Consider the following 20083-nt stretch of genomic DNA (forward strand, 5'->3'; position numbering starts at 1 on the left):
CGCCCCGGAAAGGATTCCACCGATGCCCCTCGACAGCACGACGATCGTCCGACAGGTCCTCCAGCTCCAGGCCGACGCCGTCGCGCGCTGGCACGTGGAGCCGATCGACAACCCGTACACCGGCCTGTTGAGCGTGGTCTGCCAGCAGCACCAGTTCAACTTCCAGCTCTGGCACGAGGAAGACATCGCCCGTCGGACCGACGTCACCGACGCCCAGATCGCCCAGGTCAAGCGGAACATCGACGGCTTCAACCAGCGGCGTAACGACTGGATCGAGCGGATCGACGAGACGCTCCTCGAGATGCTCGACGCCCGCGGCGTCGCGGCCGCCCCCGACGCCCCCCTGAACACCGAGACGCCCGGCTCGGCGATCGACCGGCTGTCGATCATGTCGCTGCGAGTCTTCCACATGGAAGAAGAGCTCGCGCGTCCCGACGCCACCGAAGAGCACCTGTCGAAGGTCGAGCCGAAGCGCCAGCGCTGCGTCCTGCAGCGAGCCGACCTGTCCAACTCGCTGGGCGTCTTGCTGGACGACATCTTTGCCGGCCGCAAGCAATTGCGGGTTTACCGCCAGATGAAGATGTACAACGACCCGTCGCTCAACCCCGAGCTGTACCGGTCGCAGCGCCGGGCGGGTTGAGCCGTCTCTGCGGGTTGCAGCGGTTGGCGGTAAGACGCGGCCCGGTGGGGGACGCGTCCGGCCCGGCTGATTGGGCTATGCTAAACTATCGAGCCCCGCCCCGGTGGACGCCGTGAATCGTCGCGGCGTGCGGACGGGGCTTGGTCGCCCGGCGGGCGCTGGCTCGCCGAAGCAACCCGGTCCTACGCCCCCCAGCTGCCCCCCATGCTGCTTCTCCAGGTCTCGCAACTCGAGCAGCTATCCGATCTGGCGAAAAACCAGCTTGGGTTGGTGATTTTCGCCGTCATCGTGATGGCGATGTTCGGGGTGATCTCGACCTTCTCCGAGTGGGCCCGCTGCATCGGACTCGGTTTGATGATGTGGCTCGCCTCGCTCGAGCGCCCGATCGAGACCGAGTACTACTCGCTCGAGATGACGCGTTGGTTGCAGATGCTGTCGAACTCGTCGCGCGTGCTCAGTATCGGCCTGCTGGGGACGCTCGTGTTGGGAGGGCTCTTCGCCCGCAACAACGATCGCAAGCAGCTTTTTTCTTGGCCGTTGATCACGCTGGTGGCGTTGCAACTCCTGAATTGCCTGAAGATGCTCGCGCAGGAGGATGTCTCCCGCTTTTTATCGACGACGCCAACAGTCATCGCGATCTTCCTGTTCGCCGCCGTCGGCTTCGGCCGCGTGCTTGGCCGCGAGCGGGGCATCGAGATGCTGCTGTGGGGAGTTTTATTGAGCGGGTTCCTCTTCGTTGGCGGCACGATCCACGAACTGCTGCTCAACTCCGCGTCGGTCTTCGCCAATAATCGACTCTACGGGACGACCTTCAACCCGCAGCCGGCGGGCATGATGTGCGCGTTGCTCGGTATGATCGCGACCTATCTGCTGATCCACGACCGCCGGCACTACCTGTCGAAGCCGGTCCTCTTGGCGCTCCTGGTGCTGCTCGGCCTCGGCCTCGTGGCGACGGGGTCAAGAACCGCCCTGTTGTCGGCGGCGGTTGGGTTTGCCATGCTGCTCCGCAATAAGGCGTTCATCTCGATCGCGGTAGCGGCCGTCGTCATCTACGCGGTGTTGGTTCTCGCCAACAGCTTTGAGGGGATCCAAACCAGCCAAGACCGGCTCCTCGACACCACCAACACCCGGCGAGACAGCTGGCAATCCCTGATCGATCAGTTCCTTAGCAACCCGTTGTTCGGAAGCGAAATCGAAGGGTCGGGAACCGCCGAGAGTTCTTACCTGGGTGTCGCCGCCCGGCTGGGAATCATCGGCATTGGGTTCTTGGGCGCGTTCTGCTTCGCCACGCTGAGAATGCTCTATCAGCTGTTCAGGATCCGCAGCGCCGACCCCCGGCTCCGCGCCGCGGGCGACTTGGTCACCGCCCTGGTGGTGGCCTTCGCCACCTCGTGTTTCTTCGACGCCTACCTGTTCGGCTCGATCTCGTGGCACATGCTGCTGCTGTACGTCGCCCTGACGATCGGACAGTACTTGATCGAGAAGGCGCATCAGCCTGTCGTCGTGATGTCGCGCTACCCGGTCCCGACACGAATGGCGTATCAGTGAACAGCGGCCCGGTAGAACCTGTCCACGAATCCCGCCTGCGACTCGCCGCCTACCATACGGCGATGTCCCCCTACGAGTTGCACTTCTACAACCGGCTCGCCAACGAGTTGCCGGCGCAGATGCTCGTCCTCAACGCCTATGGCGACTCGTCACGGCAGTGGCGGCTAGCGACCCCGTTGGCGTTGACCCTCGAGGACCTCTCGGCCGGCGACCGCACCCCGCAATCGGTCACGCTCGGTCAACAGCGACGCGAATGGCGGCGCGGCGGGGAGGTGATTGAGCGTCTCAAACAGCAGCGTTCCGACGCGTTGATCTTGGTCGGCTACAACGACCTGGGCCGCCTGAGAACCGCTTTCTGGTGCTGGCGGCATAGCGTCCCGGTGTTGCTCCGTGCGGACAGCAACCTCGCCGATGAACAGGGGAAGAGCCCGCTGAAGCTTGCCGTGAAACGGGCCTACATCGCCCTGGTCAGGCGCCTGGTGACGGCCGTTCTGGCGGTGGGGCCGCTCGGCGTCGCCTACTGGAAGCACTACGGCGTCCCGGGCGATCGGCTCTATGTGTCGCCCTACGAGCCCGACTACGCGTTGATCGAGAACGTAAGCGACGACGAGATCGCCGCCGCCGCCGAGCGTCACCAAATCAACCGCACCCGACGGCGGCTGGTGTTCAGCGGGCGATTCGTGTCGGTGAAGCGGGTCGATCTGCTCATCAAGGCCTTCGCCCAGATCGCCAACGAAAGGCCCGATTGGGACCTGCTGCTTATCGGCGACGGGGAACTTCGCCAAGAACTCGAGACGATGACGCCGTCCGACCTCCGCGAGCGGGTCCAGTGGACCGGCTTCATGGCCGAGCAGCGCGAGGTGAACCTGCTGTACCGCCTTTCGGACGTGCTGGTGTTGCCGAGCGAGCGGGAGCCGTGGGCAGTCGTTCTCAACGAGGCCGCCGCCTCGGGGCTCGCCCTGGTCACCAGCGACGTTGTCGGCGCGGCGGCGGCGCTCCTTCGTCCCGGTGTGAACGGCGAGAAGTTCGCCAGCGGCGACCTCGACGGCTTGGCCCACGCGCTACGCACGGTGACCGACCCGACCGCGATCGACCGCTACCGCGCCGGATCGGGCGAGGTCTTGGCCGCCTGGCGGAGCGAAGCCGACCCCGTCGCCGCCGTCCGCGACGCCTTGCGAGACGCGGGCGTAAGCGGCTAGTCGATCAACTGTCGCAGCCACTCTGAGAGCATCGCGGTCTGTTGACGGCGGTCGTAGATCGCTTCCAGTTCCGTCGGTCGCGACGATCGACTCGGTTCGGCGAGCGAGCGGATCGCCGTGGCGAGTTCCTCGGTGTTCGGGTGCGACACCGAGACACAGCCGCTTCGTCGCTTGAGGAACTGCCGATCGGGCCGGGTCGGGTTGACTACCAGCACCGGCTTACAAGCGCCGAGATACTCGAACAGCTTGGAAGTCAGCAGCAGGTGGCGTGACCGCTTCTCGCTCAAGTAAGCGAGCAGCAGGTCCGCGCCGACGACGAGCCGCATCGCCTCGTCGTGGGGCACCAAACCGAGAAACGTCATGAAGTCGCCGTGATCGACCGGCAACTCGGCGACCCCGGCCGGCAGGTGCCCGGCGTGTAAGAAGCGGAGGGGGAGCCCCTCGGCGCGGAGACGCTTGATCGCCTCGTAGAGCGCTTGCGGCGCGTCGTCGGCGATCTGACCCACCGACCGTAATTCGAGCGGGGCTTCGGGCGGGCGCGGTGGCAGCTCGGCGGCGAGTCCCTGTAGATCACTCGGGGCGCCATTGGGCAGCAGCTCTGCCGGGCCGCGACGGTCGGTGTAGTGGCGTCGCGACCAGCGGCCGTGGATCGGGATCGCGTGGATCGTCAGGTCGGCGTCGCGGTAGATCTGTCGCTCGTGTCGTTGGTGCAGCAACGTGAGCGGCGTGAGCCACCCTCCCGGCACGAATCGATCATCCAGGGCGTAGGGGTCACGAAAGTCGGCCGCCCATTTGGCGCCGGTCGCCTGCGCGAGATGACGCCCGATCCAGTGGATCGAGTGGGGGGGGCTCGACGAGAGGATCACATCCGGCGCGATCGACTGCGCCGTCTCAACCGCCTCGACCGCGAGCCGTCGCCACGACAGCAGGGTGATGTCGGGGACGAAGAAACGTTCCGCCTGCCGCTGCAACTCCGCCGCCACGCCCCGCCGCGGCGCGCCAGCGATCCGCCCCGCCGGCGGCGCCGGCCGTTTGGGGCCCAGGTAGTGCAGCCGCACATCGGGGTGGACGTACTGGGCGAGCCGCTCGGGAGTCGCCTCGTAGCCGTAGTGCCGGCAGAGGATGTGGGTCTCCCAGCCGAGGTCGGGCAGCGTCCTGGCCCACTGCGTGACGCGTACGGACTGCACCCCGGGATCGGGGAAGAAGGTCGGAGCGACGATCAACAGACGGGGCAACTTAGACGGCTCGGAAAATTGTCGTATTTAGATTGCTGCTTGATTGGATTGACTATGTGTCCTTCGGAGGCGGTTGCGATACAGGGATCACTCGCCTTCCAAAACAGCTGCCCCCGGACCCTGCGTTTTCGCAATCGCCGCCTTGTAGGCGTCGAGCACCGCATTGGCCATTTCGTTCCACCCCCACCGCGACACGGTTGCGAGACTCGCCGCGCCTCGGGCGGGGAGCGACTCACGGGAGTTTCGCGCCTCCTTCATGGCGTCTAGCAGTCCCTCGGGCGAGGCCCGATCAAAGACGATCATACCGTCGGCCGTCGTCGCATCGAGAAGGGTCGGGATATCGGGAACGATGACGACCCGTCCGAACGAGGCCGCCAGCAGCAACGTGCCCGACGTCAGGATGTTTCGATAAGGCAGAACGACGACATCGGCCGCTCCGAAGTACTTCTGCAGGTCCTCGTCGGGGACCAGGCGGGGGCCGGCGTGCAGCATCACGCCGGGGGTCGCTTCCGATTGCGAGGCTAGGTCCGTGGCGAGCGTCGGATCGATCACTTGCCCGGCCACCACGAGCGTCGCGCCACGGTCGGCGAGCCGACCAAAGTCGCCGATCAACTCCTGGACGCCCTTGTAGCCCCGGATCTTACCGAGGAAGAGGTACACGAACGAATCCTCGCCGATGCCGAGTAATCGTCTCGCTTCGGCGCGCTCCATGCCGCGGGGGTAATCGTCGACATAGTTGGCGTGGGGGGCGACGTGGATCTTGCTGCGGTCGCCCCGGAGGTACTCCCGAGCAACGACGTCGGCGATCGCGTCGCTGTGGACGAGCAGGGCGTGGCTGCGGGCGGCGAGTTGCCGATTGAGCCAACGCTGCATGCGAGGGTTCTTCGCATCGTGACCGACTAGGTTGTGGACCGTCCAAACGATCGCCGTGCGTCGCAGCCGCAGCACGGCGATCTGGAGGCAGAACAGAACCGCTTTGACAAACGTGGCGACGGGCCCTTGCCCGACGGTGTAGTGCTCGGGCCAGTGGAGGTGCACGACGTCGGCGGCCCGCACCTTGGGGGAGAGTAACAACCACGGCGTGAACGGACCCCCCGACACCTCGCAACCGCTCTGATCGAGTTTTTCCGACAGCGAAGCGAGGTACGGGTTGTCCTGCGACGGGGGGCACATCACGACGCGGATCGGGTGCGGCTTTGGCATGGCGGACGCGTCGGGAGAGAGATTAGTGGCGATGCGTTGGCGGTCGAGGCCTCGCGACGTCGGTTGTTCAACGTCTCGCGAAGATGTTGACGGCCAGATCGAACCCGCGCCGTGCCGGCGCTTGGATCAAGGGGTGGCGGGTGACGGCGCCCTCTTTCTCGAGGTCGATTCGGAACCCCGCTTCACGAAGCAGGGCGAGCACCTCGTCCAAGCGCTGGTCGCCATCGGCGGACGAATGATACTCAACGAACGCGGCTTTGACGTTGGACAACAAGTCTCGGCAATCGAGGAGGACGTCGGTCTCGGCGCCCTCGATGTCCATCTTCAGCATGTCGATCGGCTCGTTGAGGTAGTCCGCCAATCGGACCCCTTGCACCGTTGAGGTCGCCGCCGCTTGGGAGTCTAGCGGCGTGTCGCCGCCGATGCGTCCGGTCGTTGAGGCCGGGTCGCTACTGAAGGTCAGCTCAGATTCATCGACCCACACGGCGCGGCGCACCGCTTCGACATCGGCCATGTCAAAGGATTGAAGGTTGGCGACCAGCGCCGCGTGCACCCGGGCGTCGGCCTCGAAAGCGGTCACGCGCGCCTTCGGGTAAAGCTTCTTGAAGTAGATCGACGCCACCCCGATGTTGGCTCCGCAGTCGAGCACCCGGGGCGCCTCGCGGTCGGTCTCGAATCGGTAGATCTCCCGGCACCAGATCTCGTCGACAAGGCGGCAAAAGGCGGCGCCGTTGAAGATCTGCATTGGCCGCCCTAGCACCATCGATGTCTTCGGTTCGCTCGTGGTGTCGCCGGCGAGCCGTTGGTGTTCTAGGAAGGCGCTCCGTGAGAGCGTCGTTTCAGGACCACCCGCGAGGATCGGTCCTAATCCGTAGCCAACCTTGGACAACGCGTGCTTGGCGATACTCTTGAGGTCTCTGCTCATCGGCGGGCTTAAAAGGGAAGAGTCGATTGAACGGGAGTCGATTTAGCGGCGCCGAGCGACGGGCTATCACTTCGGCATCGACGGGTGGTCTGCGGTCGCGTGTGCGTTACTGCTCGGCGTTTTTCACTCACCTTAGCATTTGAGCCATGCTTCTCGGGCTGTGATATCCCTCCACTGCGATCAGCACCGCGAGGATCGCGACGCCAGCGGCGAGGGTGCGTATGACGATGTCTAGCAACGGCGTCAGCGTGAAGAACGAACCGATCAACAACGAAGTCACCACGACCGCGGCGGCCGCCACGGCCGGCCACGCCGCCGCCCGATAAATATCCAAGGTCGAAACGGGTCCGCGCCGGCCGACCCACCACAAGCAAGCCGGGACGATGAGTATCGTGCTGGTCAATGAATAAACGGTCGCGAGCGGAACGGCGCCGAACGGGGCCGACGCGGCAATGCTGACGATCATCGTGCCGGAGCCGAAGACTCCCCACCAGAAGATGTCACGGCCCCGCCCCTGACTGGCGAACAGCCACCCCGAGGTGTGGGCCACGGTTTGGCCGACGCCCGCCAGCGCGAGCCAGAACAGAACCGGCGCGTAGTCGAGCCAGCGATCGCCTAGCATCACACGGATGACCAGGTCCGCATTGACGGACGTGAACGCGGACAACGACATCGAGAAGATCAACGTTAAACGCACGATCCGGGTGAAAACCCGCCGGTATCTTTCGGGTTCGCTCGCAACCCGGCTGAGCGCCGGGACGGCGATCGTCTGGACGGTTGAGTTGATGCACTGGTTCGGAAGGATGAAGAGCCGGTAGGCGCGGTCGTAGCCGCCAACGACGGCGGTGCCGTAGAACTTCGCCAGGAGCAGCGTGTCGCTTTGGCGGGCGAAGTAGTTGATGATGTTGAAGCCGGTCAAGTTGGCGCCGAAGCCGGCCATCGCCTTGGTGCCGACGCCCCGTCGCGGCGGCCCGGGCCGCCAGGGACAGGCGATCCACGACCCGATCATCTCGACGAGGGCCCGCGTCACCGGCGCCGCCACCAACGCCCAGTAGGCGCCGGGTTGGCCTCGCATCGAGAGCGCCAGTAGCACCGCGAGGCCCTGCCCTAGCGTGTGCGCGACGACCTTGATCACCGTGAGACGATCGAACTGCATTGCGCGGCTCAGCAACGCTTGGTGCTGGATCGTCATCCCCGCCAGCACAAAGGCGACGACCGACGCCAGCGTGACCGGCACGATTCGGGGGTCTCCGTAAAACCAAGCGATCAGCGGCGACAGCGCCGCCAGGGTGAGAGCCACCAGGACGCCCAGGGCGGTCGCGATCCAGAACAGGTTGGACACCTGTTCCTTGGTGATCTTTTCTCGCTGGATCGTCGCCGCCGACATGCCGGCGTCGACGAACATCGAGGCGAAGCCGGTGAAGACCGCGACGATCGCCACCAAGCCAAAATCGTCGGGGCTGAGCAACCGCCCCAGGGCGGCGATGGCGCCCAGCGAAACGACAATGGTGCCCGCTTGCGAAATCGCCGAGAAAGCGCCTCCCCGAAGCGATTTGCCCCGTAAGTTCTCTCGCACCGAATCGCCGCAGAAATAGTCTTGCTGAGGCATTCTGAGTGGAACGGTTGGTGGCGGCGTGGGCCGGGTGGCACAAACCAGACGGGGGAGGAAGGCCGATGCGGAGGCGGCTGCGTCGAGCGTAGGGCAAAAGGGGGAGTGAACCACCCCCCTCCGCCCCACCCCAATCGGCGCAGGTGAAGACGCTATCGCCTCGGTTCGGTTAGACTCGGGCGAGCCCCCGACGGTTCCATCGTGGGCCGCCCAAGGCGGCCCCGCAAGCGGCCCGGCGGCGGACCTCCCCGTGGCGGCACGCCGGCGACCGCCACAATCCGGACAATTGCCCCACCCGGGCGACCCCCCAACAGCGGCCGGCTTTTGTCGTAAGTTATCGCTAGTGCGATCGGTCCTGTCCTTCGGCTTCTCCCCCGCTATGAAACACCGCGTCCTGGTCCTCATGGGCACCCGCCCCGAGGCGATCAAGCTCGCCCCCGTGATCGCCGCCCTCGAGGCGGACGACCGGTTTCAGCCGCTCGTCGTCAACACCGGGCAGCACCGCGAACTGATCGACCAGGTGGTGTCGCTCTTCGGCCTGCGGGTCGACCGTGACCTGGCGGTCATGCAACCGAACCAGTCGCTGGCGTCGCTGACGGCCCGGTTGCTGACCGCGATCGACGACGTGCTGGTGGCGCTCGAGCCGAAGCTGGTGCTCGTCCAGGGTGACACCTCGACGGTACTCACCGGCGCGCTCGCCGCGTTCTATCGCCGGACGCCGGTGGGCCACGTCGAGGCGGGCCTGCGGACGGGCGACATGAAGTCCCCCTTCCCGGAGGAAGGCAACCGCCGGTTGACGACGCCGCTGGCCGCGATGCACTTCGCTCCCACGGAGTTGTCGCGAAGCAACCTGCTCCGTGAGCATGTCGACCCGGCGACGATCTTCGTCACCGGCAACACGGTGATCGACGCCCTGCAGATGGAGCTCCGCCGCCAAGAGGACCCCGCGGTCGGCCAGCGCCTTCGCGCGAGTCTCTGCGAGGTGGGTGGCGACGATCTCTTCGACGGGCCGATGGTGCTGGTCACCGGCCACCGCCGCGAGAACTTTGGGGATGGCTTCGAGCAGATTTGCGCCGCGATCGCGACGCTCGCCGAACGCCACGCCGACACCAAGTTCGTTTATCCGGTGCATCTCAATCCGAACGTCCGCGACGTGGTGCACGCGCGCCTCGGCGACCTTCCGAACGTGCGCCTGCTGCCGCCGCAGCCCTACAGCGAGTTCGTCGCGCTGCTGGCGGCGAGCCGCGTGGTGCTGACCGACTCGGGCGGCGTCCAAGAAGAGGCGCCGAGTCTCGGTAAGCCGGTGCTGGTGATGCGGGACACGACCGAGCGGCCCGAGGGGGTCGACGCCGGCACGGTGCGGCTCGTCGGCCCATTCGCCGACAAAATCGTTACGGGCGTTAGCGAACTGCTTTCGGACGAAGCCGCCTACCGACGCATGGCCGAAGCGGTGAACCCCTACGGCGATGGCCAGTCGGCGCCGCGGATTGTCGAGGCGTGCGCGGCGTTCCTACAGGTGTAGGGTGGCTGGGCGCGGCTGTGTCGAGCGCGCTTCTACCCGCGGCTAGCGCCGATGGCTCAAGGCCGATCGCATCGCCTGCGATTGAGCCGTCGGCGCTAGCCGGGGGTAGAAGCCGAATAAGCTTCGCCTCACTTCGCCTGACGCAGCCCTTCGTGACGCACCGTCCAAGAGCCGTCGGCGGGGAAGCCCGGTGCATCGACCGTTGGGTCGGCGTCTTCCCAGCCGGCCGCCATCATCGCCGCGGCGTAGAGCAACCCGCCGTTCGCCGGCAGGTAGACCGGCAGGCGGTCGGCTTGGCGGCAGTGGCCGTTGACGAGGTAGCCATTCTTCGGCGTGTCGCGGAGCAGCAGGTCGATCGCGTCGTTCGGGCGGCCGAGACGGGCGGCGGTCATCGCGGCCATCGGGCAGTCCCAGCCCCAGGTCGAGGGCCAGTCCCAGTCACGTTGCACGTCGCTGAGCGTGCGGTCCATGACGCCGCGGTCGATGAGCCCCACGTTGGGCAGCACGCCCAAGGCGGCGAGCATGGAGGGGTGATCTTCGCGGGTGGTGTAGGGCGCCGTTTCGATTGCCGTGTAGACGCCGTCGCGGATCGTCGGCGGGGCGATCTTGTCGGCGACGGCGCGCCAACGCGGTCTCTCCGGCAAGCCACGCCGCTCGCGCCAGTCGGCCGCGACGCGCAAGGCCCAACGCCAGTAGGCGACTTCGAACGTCGGATTGAGGACCTCGCCCCGCAGGCCGCTGTAAGACTCTTGGGCGGCGACCAGCAGCGGGCCGAGCACGTACTGGTCGCGGTCCTCGTCGTACCAGGCGTAGTCCGCCATGAAGTCGGCGGTCGCATCGACGATCGGCCCGTAGCGATCGAGCGTCGCCGGGCTGGGGTCGGCGTCGTACGCTAGCTCGGCGAACCAGATCGGGTGCGGCTGTTGCCAGATAAGCAGCTCACCGACATCGCTGGGGGAGCTGACGCCGTCGGGCCCCGTCATCTTCGGCCAGCGGACGCCGGCGTAGCCTTGCCGCTCGGCGATGCGTCGCGCGGCGGGCAGGATCTCTTTGTACCAGCCGAGGCTTCGCTCTAAGAGATCGATGCGGTTCCAGAGGGCGAAGTGCGCGGCGTGCCACCAGTGCATCTCGAGGTGGTGCTTGCCAAACCAGCTATTGCAGACGAGCCCCGTCTCTTGCGGCGGCAGCGACCCGGCGCAGTGAATCGCCGTCAGATGCTGCGAGAGCACGATCCGCCGCTCGAGCTCTCGCCAACGCGGGTCGTTGCTGGCTGAGAGATCGATCGCGCCGCCGCGCCTCCAGAAAGCTTTCCAGTGCTCGGCCGAAGCTTGGCAGACTTGTTTGGCGGTCAGCTGGTCGTCAGGAATCTCTTGACCAGCGTTGAACCGTAGGACGGCGTCGAGCCGAGGGGTTTTGGAAGAGAGGCGAATCGTGTGAGGCGTTTCTTGCGTCGAGACAGCGGCGTCGGTATCGACGGCGACGGTGTAATGGGTCTCGTCGAGCGTCCGGGCCACACGCTTCCCGCCCTGGCCCGTGGCGAGGGTGGTCGTATGACGCTGCGGCGCCTTCCAGTCGTCGAGTCCCGGCCCCCATTCGCCCGAAGGGTAGCTGAATCGCAGCTCGATAGCCGCCCGTCCGCTGGCGACGAGTGGCGACTCGACCGACACCGCGATCGCGTCAAACGTCGGATGAGCAACCGTCCGCACGGTGACCGGTTCGCCATCGAAGGTGAAGCGACTCGTCGCTTCGCCCGTCCACAGGTCGAGCGTCTGCGTCGGCGACTGGATATCGTCGCGCGTCGCTTGGCGACCCTCGGCAAAGGTCAGCCGCAGGGCGATGCGGCCGAGGTTGATCCGGTGGGGATTCGCCCGCAGCGTCTGGGCCGCGGTTGACTGGCGATCAGTGGCGTAGGAGATGTCGCGGCCGTGGACCGAGTAGTCACGCAGCGCTTCTTCGTAGGCGACGCCGCGGCTCTCCGGGAACGCGTGCCATGCCCACTGCGCCATCGTCGCCAACGGCACAGCGCCCGGTGCGTCGCTCGGGAAGGTCTGCAGCCCGGTGACGTCGAAGTTGAAGGCGAACTCCCCGTTGCCAACCGCCAGCGGGGCGTCGTCGTGGAACTCGTCGAGGGTGATGGTGTGCCGATGAACGAGCGCTTCGCGGTCGATCGGCTGCGCCGGGGCGGGCGAAGCGAAGAGAACAACCGAGCACGCAGCGAAAAGACGCCAACTGGTCATGTCGGACGGCCTGATGAGGATAGAGGAGCGGCGGAGCTCGGGATCGTCGTCGTGCCCGAGGACGCCCGAGTGTAACCACCCGGCACGGCACGTTGTCCCCCTCCCTTTTTAGGGAGGGGTTAGAGGAGGGTCTTCGCGTTCATCACAGGAGAACGCTCGTGTGGTGAACGCCGTGACCCTCCCCCGTCCCCTCCCTGAAAGGGAGGGGGAAACGCGCCGCCCCTTTTCTTCCCGAACGCCCGGTAGGCTAAGATCGGCGCGTCCCGAAGTCTCAAAAGAAGGTCGGTCTTGTCCGCTGAAGAAGCCTCTGCCGATGAGCCACCCGCAGAGGCGACGCCGGCGCCCCTCCAACGCGTCGCCGCAATTGATTGGGTGGTCGGGTTCTTTGCAATGTGGGGTACGATCGACGTGGTTCACGGTGTCGTGCCCTACCTCACGGGTGACGGCGCCACGCAATCCATTGCTTTGGCTGGCGTGCTCCCTCTCGCCATTGCTTGGGGCCTGTACCGGGGCCATTCGGCAGGACATTGGTGGGCGACGTTGTTTTGTTCAATCATGGCCATTGGCTATGCGCTGATTGCCCTCTTTCTGTTGGGCAGTGGGATGCTCTACCTGGCCGGAAATCCGTTTTCTGGGCGGCCGAACAGCGGCGAGGATTGGCTGACGTTCGCCCGCATGGCGATCGTGGCGCCGATCGCGTTTGCGTGTCTTAGGGTCCTACAGCGAGATGACGTGACGGGCTACTTCAATGACCCGTCACGAGAGCGGCGGCCGGTTCGGCTACAAATCAGGCATCTGTTCTTAGCGACGCTCATGGTCGTCATCGGGCTCGTGACGATTGACCTCGACCCCCGGATAACGACGCCGCGCGAAATCAAGAGGATGCAGCGTGAGAGGCAGGAGGCGGCTCAGGCGGCGATCAAACAAGCTCGGCAAATGCAGCAAGAGCTGCAGGCGCTAAACAATTTGAGCCAGCGGAAAAGTCAGGAGGCGACTGAAGCGGCAAACGGCGGAACGCCTGCGCCGACAAGCGTTCCGGATGTCTCACCAAACGGGCAGTAGCCTAAGCGTAGGGCCAGACAGACTCGCTCGGATCAACCTGTGCTCGCCAGATAGGTGAGCGGCATGCCGCGATCGCTAACGCGCCGGCGCCGCGAGGCGGTCTAGCGCCCGTGTCGGCGCCGCGTACGGAATAAAACCGTCCGCACGGGCCCGCTTCTGAAAGTCGGCGACCTTCGCGGGCTGGTTGATGTAGTCGACCACCAGCACCGGTTTGCCGGCGGCGAGAAAATCCTGCTTGAGGACGGCGACCTTGTCGGTGTCGATCGCTAGGCGATTGTTCTCGTCGTCGTCGCCCCGGTAGTAGGTGTCTTCGATGCCGATCGCGGCGATGGCGTCGAGGTACTCCGCGGCGAGTGCGTCGTCACCCGGCTCCGGGGCCGAGCCATGCCGCAAGTCGTTCAGCAAGAACTCGCCGTTCTGGGGGATGACGAAGAACTTCGGGTGGCTCTGCCGGGCGTGGCGGGTCATCTCGACGATGAAACGGGCCATCCGCCGCGCCGCGTCTTGGCCATCGGCCGGATCGCCGGGCCGCTTCGCGGCCGGAGAGGTCCCGCCGCCCGAAGACTCGTTGCCCCAGAAGTAGTAGGCGTCGACAATGTCGAGGTACGCGCCGTCGAACCCCTGGGCGACGATCTGATCGAGCCAGCCGGTCTTCGCGTCGTTGAAGATCACGGCTTGCCACTCGGGGTCCCAGTAGCGGACCTTCCGCGACTCGGGCCAATCGGGGTTGAACGGACCGAGCCACGCCGGCGCGGCGGCGGTGAGAGGCTGGTTGGCCGAGCCGTTGCGGGTCCACTCGGCCCGCCAGTGGTCGCGGAAATCGCTGGCTTCGCCGATCGAAAGGTACGACACGACGACCTTCCGCTGGCCGTCTCCCCCCGGGCCGTCGCTGGAGTGCTGCATGTCGTGGATTTCTTGCGGCGTGAATTTCGACGCGCCGTCACCGAAGCGGGCGAAGTCAATGACCAGCAGGTCGTGTCGGGCCGCCGCGAGCCGTGCGGGCTCGGCCCGCTGGAGCAGATACGCCCAGTTGTCCACCTCGACCGGCCCGTCGGCCGTGGGGAACGTCTCGGCGTGGGCCGGGAGGCTGGCGGCGAAAAGCAACGCAACGAGGGGGCGGTACACAGGCGGGTCCTTGGCCGACGGGGTGGGGCGGGTCCCCTGCTACGCCGCTACGGCTTGATTTGCTACACCGACGCGGGGCCCGCCGCTTGCGTATACTGTCCGTCCCCCGCCCCTCACTGCCCGAACCGCTCCGCCGGACGCGACTGCTTTGCCTCTTTCCGATCGCCGCCGTGGGTTCACGCTCGTCGAACTTCTCGTGGTGATTGCGATCATCGGCGTGTTGGTGGCGCTGCTGCTCCCGGCGGTGCAGGCGGCGCGCGAGGCGGCCCGCCGCGGCGCCTGCCAGAGCCACCTCAAGCAACTCGGCTTGGCGACGCAGCTGCACCACGAAGCCTTCGGGCGCTTTCCCACGGGGGGGTGGAGCTACGTCTGGACGGGCGACCCCGACCGCGGCTCGGGACGCGATCAGCCGGGCGGGTGGCTCTACAACGTGTTGCCGTACGTCGAGGCGGGCGCTGTGCATAACCTTGGTCAAGGGCTGAGCGAATCGGCGAAACGCCAAGCGGCTGCCGAGGCGGCGGGGAGCGTCGTCGAGATCGCCAACTGCCCAAGCCGACGCCCCGCGACACTCTACCCCTACACCAGCACCAAACCGATCCGCAACGCCGAGCCAGTGGCGTGGGTCATGAAGACCGACTACGCGGCGAGCGCCGGCGATCTGGTGACCAACAGCGAAGGCCCCGAGACGCTGGCGGAAATCGAGGCTTTTGCCGGCTGGGGGAACGCCTTCGACGCGACCGGCGTCCTCTACGCCCGCAGCGAGATCCGCATGGCGCAGGTTATCGACGGCACTAGCAAGACCTACGTTCTCGGCGAGAAGCGGGTGCAACTCGGCGCCTACGAGAAAACGGCCGAGCAGGGGGGCACGTTCGACTGGGGCGACGACGGCCTGGGGCTCGGGGGCCACGGCACGGACGTCTCACGATTCGCTAGTCTCGACACACCACTCGGCCCCGACAGCATCGACCAGTTCAACAAGAGCTTCGGCAGCAGCCACCCGACCGGTTGCGGCTTCGCCATGGCGGACGGCTCGGTCCAGTGGATCAGCTACGACATCGACCCCGAAGCGCATCGGCAGAACTCGACCCGCGCCGATGGAGCGACTTCGCTTTGATTCAGATGGCCCACGAATTACACGAATCGCCGCGAATCGATTTCCATAGAGGCGATTGTTTGATTCGTGGGCGCTTCCTAGACGAGCACGACACCTCCGACCAACCACAACGATGCAACGATATCTCTTGCTGAGCGCCCTGTTGGGCGCGTCTTCGATCACCTTTGCCGAGGACCGGAGCGAGGCGATCTACCTGGAGAAATGCGCCTCGTGCCACGGCCGCGAGCTGCAGGGGGGCAACGCCCAGAGCATGGTCGACGGCGTCTGGCAGTTCGGCGGCGGCGACGGCGACCTCACCCGCAACATCAAGTTCGGCATCAGCGCCGTTGGCATGCCGAACTACGAACCGTCTCTCTCGGACGACGAGATCAACGGACTGGTCCGCTACATCCGCGAGGCGCAAAGCCGAGCCGGCGCCGAGCGGCCGCCGCTCCCCGAGACGCTCCCCACGCGCGACTACGACGTGAAGGTCGAGAAGTGGATCGGCGAAGGGCTCCGTCTGCCCTGGGCGTTGACGTTCGTCGATCAACGGACCGCCCTTCTCACCGAGCAACCGGGGCGTTTGCGGATTATCAAAGACGGCAAGCTCGACCCGAAGCCGATCGCCGGCACGCCGCCGGTTTTCAGCCGGGGGCAAGGCGGCTTGCTCGACGTCGCGGTCGATCCCGACTACGCGACCAACGGTTGGGTCTACCTGACGCACAGCCACGCCCTCGACCGCAAGAGCGAGAAGGGCGAAACCGCCTCGATGACGCGACTGGTGCGCGGCAAGATCGTTGACCACGCCTGGACCGACCAACAGGTCCTCTTCGAGGCCGACCCCGCCACCTACCGGTACACGACGCACCACTTCGGCAGTCGGATCGCCTTCGACCCCGAGGGACGGCTCTACTTCTCGATCGGCGAGCGCGGCCACCAAGACGACGCCCAGAACCCGAATCTCCCCAACGGCAAGGTTCACCGCGTCAATCGCGACGGGTCGATCCCGGCCGACAACCCGTTCGCCGATGGCGTGAAGGGGTTGCCGTCGGTCTTCACCTACGGCAACCGTAACCCGCAAGGCCTAGCGACGCACCCGGCGACCGGCGTCATCTGGGAGAGCGAGCACGGCCCGATGGGGGGCGACGAGATCAACGTTCTCGAAGGGGGCGTCAACTACGGGTGGCCCAAGATCACCTACGGTCTCAACTACAACGGGACCCCCATCACCGACACGCAACGGGCCGAGGGGATGCGGCAGCCGGTCTCGTACTGGGCGCCGTCGATCGCCGTCTGCGGCATCGAGTTTAGCCAGGGCGACGAGTTCCCGCGTTGGAAGGACCACCTGATCGTCGGCGGCCTCGGGCACGAGACGCTCCAGCGGCTGGCGATCGCCGACGGCCACGTGATGCACACCGAGCAACTGCTGCAGGGCGCCGGCCGCGTCCGCGACGTGGCGGTCGACCCCAGCGGCGCGATTTATGCGGTGCTCAACGGCCCCGCGATCGTGATCCGTCTCACCAACGGCGGCGTCGCACGGCGTCAATAAACGGCGTCAATAAACCGCGCCCGGGGACGCCGCGAGGAGGTCTTGTGGGTCGTCGACGGCTTCGTGCCGTTCGTCGGCGGACTCCGGTTCGGCGGGGGCGTCGGCCATGGGCAGCCAGACCCGGAAGGTCGTTCCCTCGCCCAATTCGGAGTCGCACTCGATCCGGCCGCCATGCTTGGTGACGACGATGTCGTGAGAGATAGCGAGCCCTTGCCCGGTCCCTTTTCCGACCTCTTTGGTGGTGAAGAACTGCTCGTACATCCGGCGTTTCACCTCAGGCGTCATGCCGCCGCCGTTGTCGGCGATTTCAATCAACACACCGTCGGACTCGACCCGGGTCGCGACGCGGATCGTCCCGAGAGGGTCGTCCTCGGCGCGGACCTCGGTGATCGCGTCGGCGGCGTTAACGATCAGGTTCAGCACCAGTTGGCTGATGTCGTTGGTGAGGACCGGCAAGAGCGGCAATTCGGGATCGAGATCGAGCTGCAGCTCCGCGGTGTACTTCCAGCGATTGCGAGAAATGGTGGCGGCGCTCTCGACCAACGTATTGAGGTCAACAAGCTCTTTGGCGGCGGTTCCGGGATGCGACATCACCCGCATGGCGCGGACGATCTCGGTGACCCGACCGATCGCGACGTCCGACTCCTCGATCGCCGCGGGGGCGTGCTGTTTGAGACGTTCCAGCATGCGGGTCCAATCCGCAGCGGGACGGGTCGTCTCGGTGGGCGCCTCGGCGTGATGGTCGCGTTGGCACGACTCGGCGATGCCGAGCAGCGTCGCGACCGCATCGCGCAGGAAGGTGAGATTGGCGGCGGCGCATTGGATGGGCGTGTTGATCTCGTGGGCGATGCCGGCGGCGAGCTGCCCGACCGCTTGGAGCCTGTCTCCGTTCTGGACCCGATCACGGAGTCGATTCAATTCGGTGACGTCGGTGTAGACGCCAACGATCCCCGTGATCGACCCGTCGTCTCCGGTCAACGCCGCCTTAGAGACGACCAGCTCTCGTTGGACTCCACTCTTGAGACGCTTCGCCGCCACCCGGTTCGTGACGGCTTCCCCACTCCTGAGGAGCTCCTCCTCAATGGCCAGCTTCTTGATGCGGGATTCGTCTTCCCAAGGCAGGTGCTCGTCAGAAAGGCCGACGATCGACTCCTCGTCGTCGAACTCTACCAGTCTTGCGTAGGCGCGATTGCATCCCAGGTAGACGCCGTTGGTGTCTTTCCAGAAAACGCCGTTCGGAGCCGCGGTAATCAGGGACTCGATCAAGTGGTGTTCGGCGGCCAGGTCCTGTGTCCGCTCGCTGACGCGTCGTTCCAGGGCGGCGTTGAGCGTGGCGAGTTCACCGGCCGTCTGGCGTTGGCGATTAATGAGAAGCCCCCCGTACGTGAGGGCCGCGACGAGCAGCACGATAAAGATCCGCTGCCGGACCGCGTCGTTGTTCGAACGCTCCGTCAGTGCGTGGTGGACCGACGCCAAGGCGATTTCTAGGCAATCGCCAGCGACCGACGCGTCGAGCGCCGCGACCGTTTCGAGGATGGCGTCTCGGTCACGGATCGTCGTCAAGTACCTGGCGACGCTCGCGAGGACGGCCTTGTTGGGCGAATCGCCCGGCGTCTGGCCGAGGACCCAGTTCAACTCTTGACTCGCCTCCTTGAGTTCGCCGGGAGTGACGCCGCCGAGGACGCGGGCGCGATGGATCGTGTCGGCGATCGGAAGCAAATCAATCGCCGTTGATGGCGACTCGGTCTCAAAGGCCTCGGTCAAGCCGCGGAGGGCGTTGTCGGCGGCCCTTGTGGCGTTCCGATAGACCGAGTGGTCGGTCTTGAACTGCTCAATCTCGTCGATATCTCTAAGCAGGAAGGCGAGGGGGTCGACCGTCACCAATTCCGCATCGGGATCGTAACTGAGAAGCGTTTGCCTCAGCGATTCGGCGTTTTTCCTCAATCGCTTTGACGCGGCCGTTAGTGCGTCGTAGTCCCAGGCCTGTCCGGAGGCTAGCCGCTGGACCGCCTTAGTCGCGGTCCGCAATTCCACCGCCGCGTTGTCGATCTTGTTGTGCAACGTCTCCAAACCGACGCCGCGGTCAAGGAGTGACCAAAACGCAAAGCCCAATACGGCGCCTGACAGCACGCCGAGGGGGCCCCAACTCGCAAGGCGATGGTGGCTCACAGCGTCTCCTTCGGCGTGTCGCCCGTGAGCGTGTTCAGGAAGACAACGATCTTGCGGATCTCGGCCAGGTCCGGTTCGTCAGCGCCGACTTGGTAGTGCAGCATCACGTGCACCGCGTCTTCGAGGTTTAGCGCCGAGCCATCGTGGAAGTAGGGTCCTGTGAGCGCTACGTTCCGCAGCGACGGGACGCGGAACACGTGCCGGTCTTGCTCACGCTGGGTGTGATTGAACCGGCCGAGATCGCTCGGGCGTAGCTCCCGCGACGCGACAAAGTACTCCCGCATGACGCCGAGTCGTTGAAACAGATTCCCACCCACCGCCTCGCCCTGGTGGCAAGAGATGCAGCCGTGTCGCTTGAACAACTCGAAGCCCTCGAGGGCTTCCTTCGAGACGGCGTCGTCGTCGCCCTGAAGCCAGCCGTCGAAGGGGGCGTTGAGTGTCGCCAGCGAGGTCTCGAACGCCTCGATCGCGATGCGGACGCGTTCGGCGGTCGCCGGCCCACCGAAGGCGCTCGCGAAGGCCGCGGTCAGACTGGCGTCGTTGCCGATCCGTTGAAGGACCTCGGCCCAATCGGACGCCATCTCTTTCGGGTGATGGATCGGGCCGTCCACCTGTTGTCGCAGGTTCGCCGCGCGGCCGTCCCAAAACTGGGCGATGTTCAAGGCCGAGTTGAACACCGTCGGCGCGTTGATATCCCCGGGTTGGCCGTCGACGCCAATCGAGAAGCACTGCCCATCGTCTCCGCCCTGAGACAGGTCGTGACAGCTCGCACACGAGACCGTCCCGTCGCGTGAGAGCCGTGGGTCGTGGAACAATCGGCGGCCGAGCGCGACGAGTTTCGGGTCCAGTCCGGTCGGCGCCTCGATGGGAGTGATGGGCTTCCCGCGGTAATTGCTCTTGGTTCGACTCGCGACGTGCCGGAAGTTGACGCGGTCGGAAGGTTGCCTAAAGGCAGCCAAACCATGCC

At 65.8% G+C, this 20083-nt stretch carries 15 protein-coding genes; 7 read left to right on the forward strand and 8 right to left on the reverse strand.

Features of this window, described 5'->3' with window-relative positions; translation table 11 throughout:
* Window positions 1-22: 22 nt before the first annotated feature.
* The 3 genes from Pla108_RS05305 (at window position 23) to Pla108_RS05315 (ending at window position 3387) form a co-directional block, all read left to right on the forward strand.
* Complete coding sequence (locus tag Pla108_RS05305; protein ID WP_146443725.1) at window positions 23-640, forward strand: DUF4254 domain-containing protein; 618 nt, start codon at window positions 23-25, stop codon at window positions 638-640.
* 204 nt (window positions 641-844) lie between these two features.
* Window positions 845-2188, forward strand: coding sequence for an O-antigen ligase family protein (locus Pla108_RS05310; protein WP_146443727.1), 1344 nt, complete (start codon window positions 845-847; stop codon window positions 2186-2188).
* Between the two features lie 62 nt (window positions 2189-2250).
* Window positions 2251-3387 carry a glycosyltransferase family 4 protein gene (locus tag Pla108_RS05315; RefSeq protein WP_146443729.1) on the forward strand — a complete coding sequence of 379 codons (1137 nt, stop codon included), beginning with the start codon at window positions 2251-2253 and terminating at the stop codon, window positions 3385-3387.
* Here the strand turns inward: Pla108_RS05315 and Pla108_RS05320 are convergent.
* The 4 genes from Pla108_RS05320 to Pla108_RS05335 form a co-directional block, all read right to left on the reverse strand.
* A complete protein-coding gene (locus tag Pla108_RS05320; protein ID WP_197526260.1) occupies window positions 3384-4622 on the reverse strand; it encodes a glycosyltransferase in 1239 nt (412 codons plus the stop codon). The genes Pla108_RS05315 and Pla108_RS05320 overlap by 4 nt on opposite strands.
* Window positions 4623-4709: 87 nt before the next feature.
* Window positions 4710-5825 (reverse strand): glycosyltransferase, encoded by a 1116-nt coding sequence (locus tag Pla108_RS05325; RefSeq protein WP_146443733.1) that lies wholly within the window; start codon window positions 5823-5825, stop codon window positions 4710-4712.
* Between the two features lie 67 nt (window positions 5826-5892).
* Complete coding sequence (locus Pla108_RS05330) at window positions 5893-6750, reverse strand: FkbM family methyltransferase (protein WP_146443735.1); 858 nt, start codon at window positions 6748-6750, stop codon at window positions 5893-5895.
* 127 nt (window positions 6751-6877) lie between these two features.
* Window positions 6878-8359, reverse strand: a complete 1482-nt coding sequence (locus tag Pla108_RS05335; RefSeq protein WP_197526261.1) for a lipopolysaccharide biosynthesis protein — start codon at window positions 8357-8359, stop codon at window positions 6878-6880.
* 379 nt (window positions 8360-8738) lie between these two features.
* On the opposite strand from Pla108_RS05335, the gene wecB reads away from it, so the two are divergent.
* Window positions 8739-9881 (forward strand): non-hydrolyzing UDP-N-acetylglucosamine 2-epimerase, encoded by a 1143-nt coding sequence (gene wecB / locus Pla108_RS05340; RefSeq protein ID WP_146443739.1) that lies wholly within the window; start codon window positions 8739-8741, stop codon window positions 9879-9881.
* A gap of 128 nt (window positions 9882-10009) precedes the next feature.
* Here the strand turns inward: wecB and Pla108_RS05345 are convergent, their stop codons facing one another.
* On the reverse strand, window positions 10010-12118 hold the full coding sequence (locus tag Pla108_RS05345) for a hypothetical protein (protein ID WP_197526262.1): 2109 nt from the start codon (window positions 12116-12118) through the stop codon (window positions 10010-10012).
* A gap of 288 nt (window positions 12119-12406) precedes the next feature.
* On the opposite strand from Pla108_RS05345, the gene Pla108_RS05350 reads away from it, so the two are divergent.
* Complete coding sequence (locus tag Pla108_RS05350; RefSeq protein WP_146443741.1) at window positions 12407-13180, forward strand: hypothetical protein; 774 nt, start codon at window positions 12407-12409, stop codon at window positions 13178-13180.
* Between the two features lie 75 nt (window positions 13181-13255).
* Here Pla108_RS05350 and Pla108_RS05355 read toward each other — a convergent pair whose 3' ends face one another.
* On the reverse strand, window positions 13256-14305 hold the full coding sequence (locus tag Pla108_RS05355; protein WP_146443743.1) for an endo alpha-1,4 polygalactosaminidase: 1050 nt from the start codon (window positions 14303-14305) through the stop codon (window positions 13256-13258).
* Window positions 14306-14453: 148 nt separating this feature from the next.
* Between Pla108_RS05355 and Pla108_RS05360 the strand changes: the two genes are divergently transcribed.
* On the forward strand, window positions 14454-15419 hold the full coding sequence (locus Pla108_RS05360; protein WP_146444443.1) for a DUF1559 family PulG-like putative transporter: 966 nt from the start codon (window positions 14454-14456) through the stop codon (window positions 15417-15419).
* A gap of 112 nt (window positions 15420-15531) precedes the next feature.
* Window positions 15532-16947: a PQQ-dependent sugar dehydrogenase gene (locus tag Pla108_RS05365; protein WP_146443745.1), complete on the forward strand. Its 1416-nt coding sequence runs from the start codon at window positions 15532-15534 to the stop codon at window positions 16945-16947.
* Window positions 16948-16953: 6 nt separating this feature from the next.
* Here Pla108_RS05365 and Pla108_RS05370 read toward each other — a convergent pair whose 3' ends face one another.
* Window positions 16954-19116, reverse strand: coding sequence for an ATP-binding protein (locus tag Pla108_RS05370; protein WP_146443747.1), 2163 nt, complete (start codon window positions 19114-19116; stop codon window positions 16954-16956).
* Window positions 19113-20075 carry a cytochrome-c peroxidase gene (locus tag Pla108_RS05375; RefSeq protein WP_197526263.1) on the reverse strand — a complete coding sequence of 321 codons (963 nt, stop codon included), beginning with the start codon at window positions 20073-20075 and terminating at the stop codon, window positions 19113-19115. Before Pla108_RS05375 ends, Pla108_RS05370 begins: the two co-directional genes overlap by 4 nt.
* Between the last annotated feature and the right edge of the window lie 8 nt (window positions 20076-20083).

This window comes from Botrimarina colliarenosi (assembly GCF_007859955.1).
GTDB classification, from domain to species: domain Bacteria; phylum Planctomycetota; class Planctomycetia; order Pirellulales; family Lacipirellulaceae; genus Botrimarina; species Botrimarina colliarenosi.

Coding starts and splice junctions, on each gene's coding strand:
- wecB (WP_146443739.1), top strand. CDS start 8,739: ATGAAACACCGCGTCCTGGTCCTCATGGGCACCCGCCCCGAGGCGATC.
- Pla108_RS05365 (WP_146443745.1), top strand. CDS start 15,532: ATGCAACGATATCTCTTGCTGAGCGCCCTGTTGGGCGCGTCTTCGATC.
- Pla108_RS05315 (WP_146443729.1), top strand. CDS start 2,251: ATGTCCCCCTACGAGTTGCACTTCTACAACCGGCTCGCCAACGAGTTG.
- Pla108_RS05305 (WP_146443725.1), top strand. CDS start 23: ATGCCCCTCGACAGCACGACGATCGTCCGACAGGTCCTCCAGCTCCAG.
- Pla108_RS05325 (WP_146443733.1), bottom strand. CDS start 5,825: ATGCCAAAGCCGCACCCGATCCGCGTCGTGATGTGCCCCCCGTCGCAG.
- Pla108_RS05330 (WP_146443735.1), bottom strand. CDS start 6,750: ATGAGCAGAGACCTCAAGAGTATCGCCAAGCACGCGTTGTCCAAGGTT.
- Pla108_RS05345 (WP_197526262.1), bottom strand. CDS start 12,118: ATGACCAGTTGGCGTCTTTTCGCTGCGTGCTCGGTTGTTCTCTTCGCT.
- Pla108_RS05335 (WP_197526261.1), bottom strand. CDS start 8,359: ATGCCTCAGCAAGACTATTTCTGCGGCGATTCGGTGCGAGAGAACTTA.
- Pla108_RS05310 (WP_146443727.1), top strand. CDS start 845: ATGCTGCTTCTCCAGGTCTCGCAACTCGAGCAGCTATCCGATCTGGCG.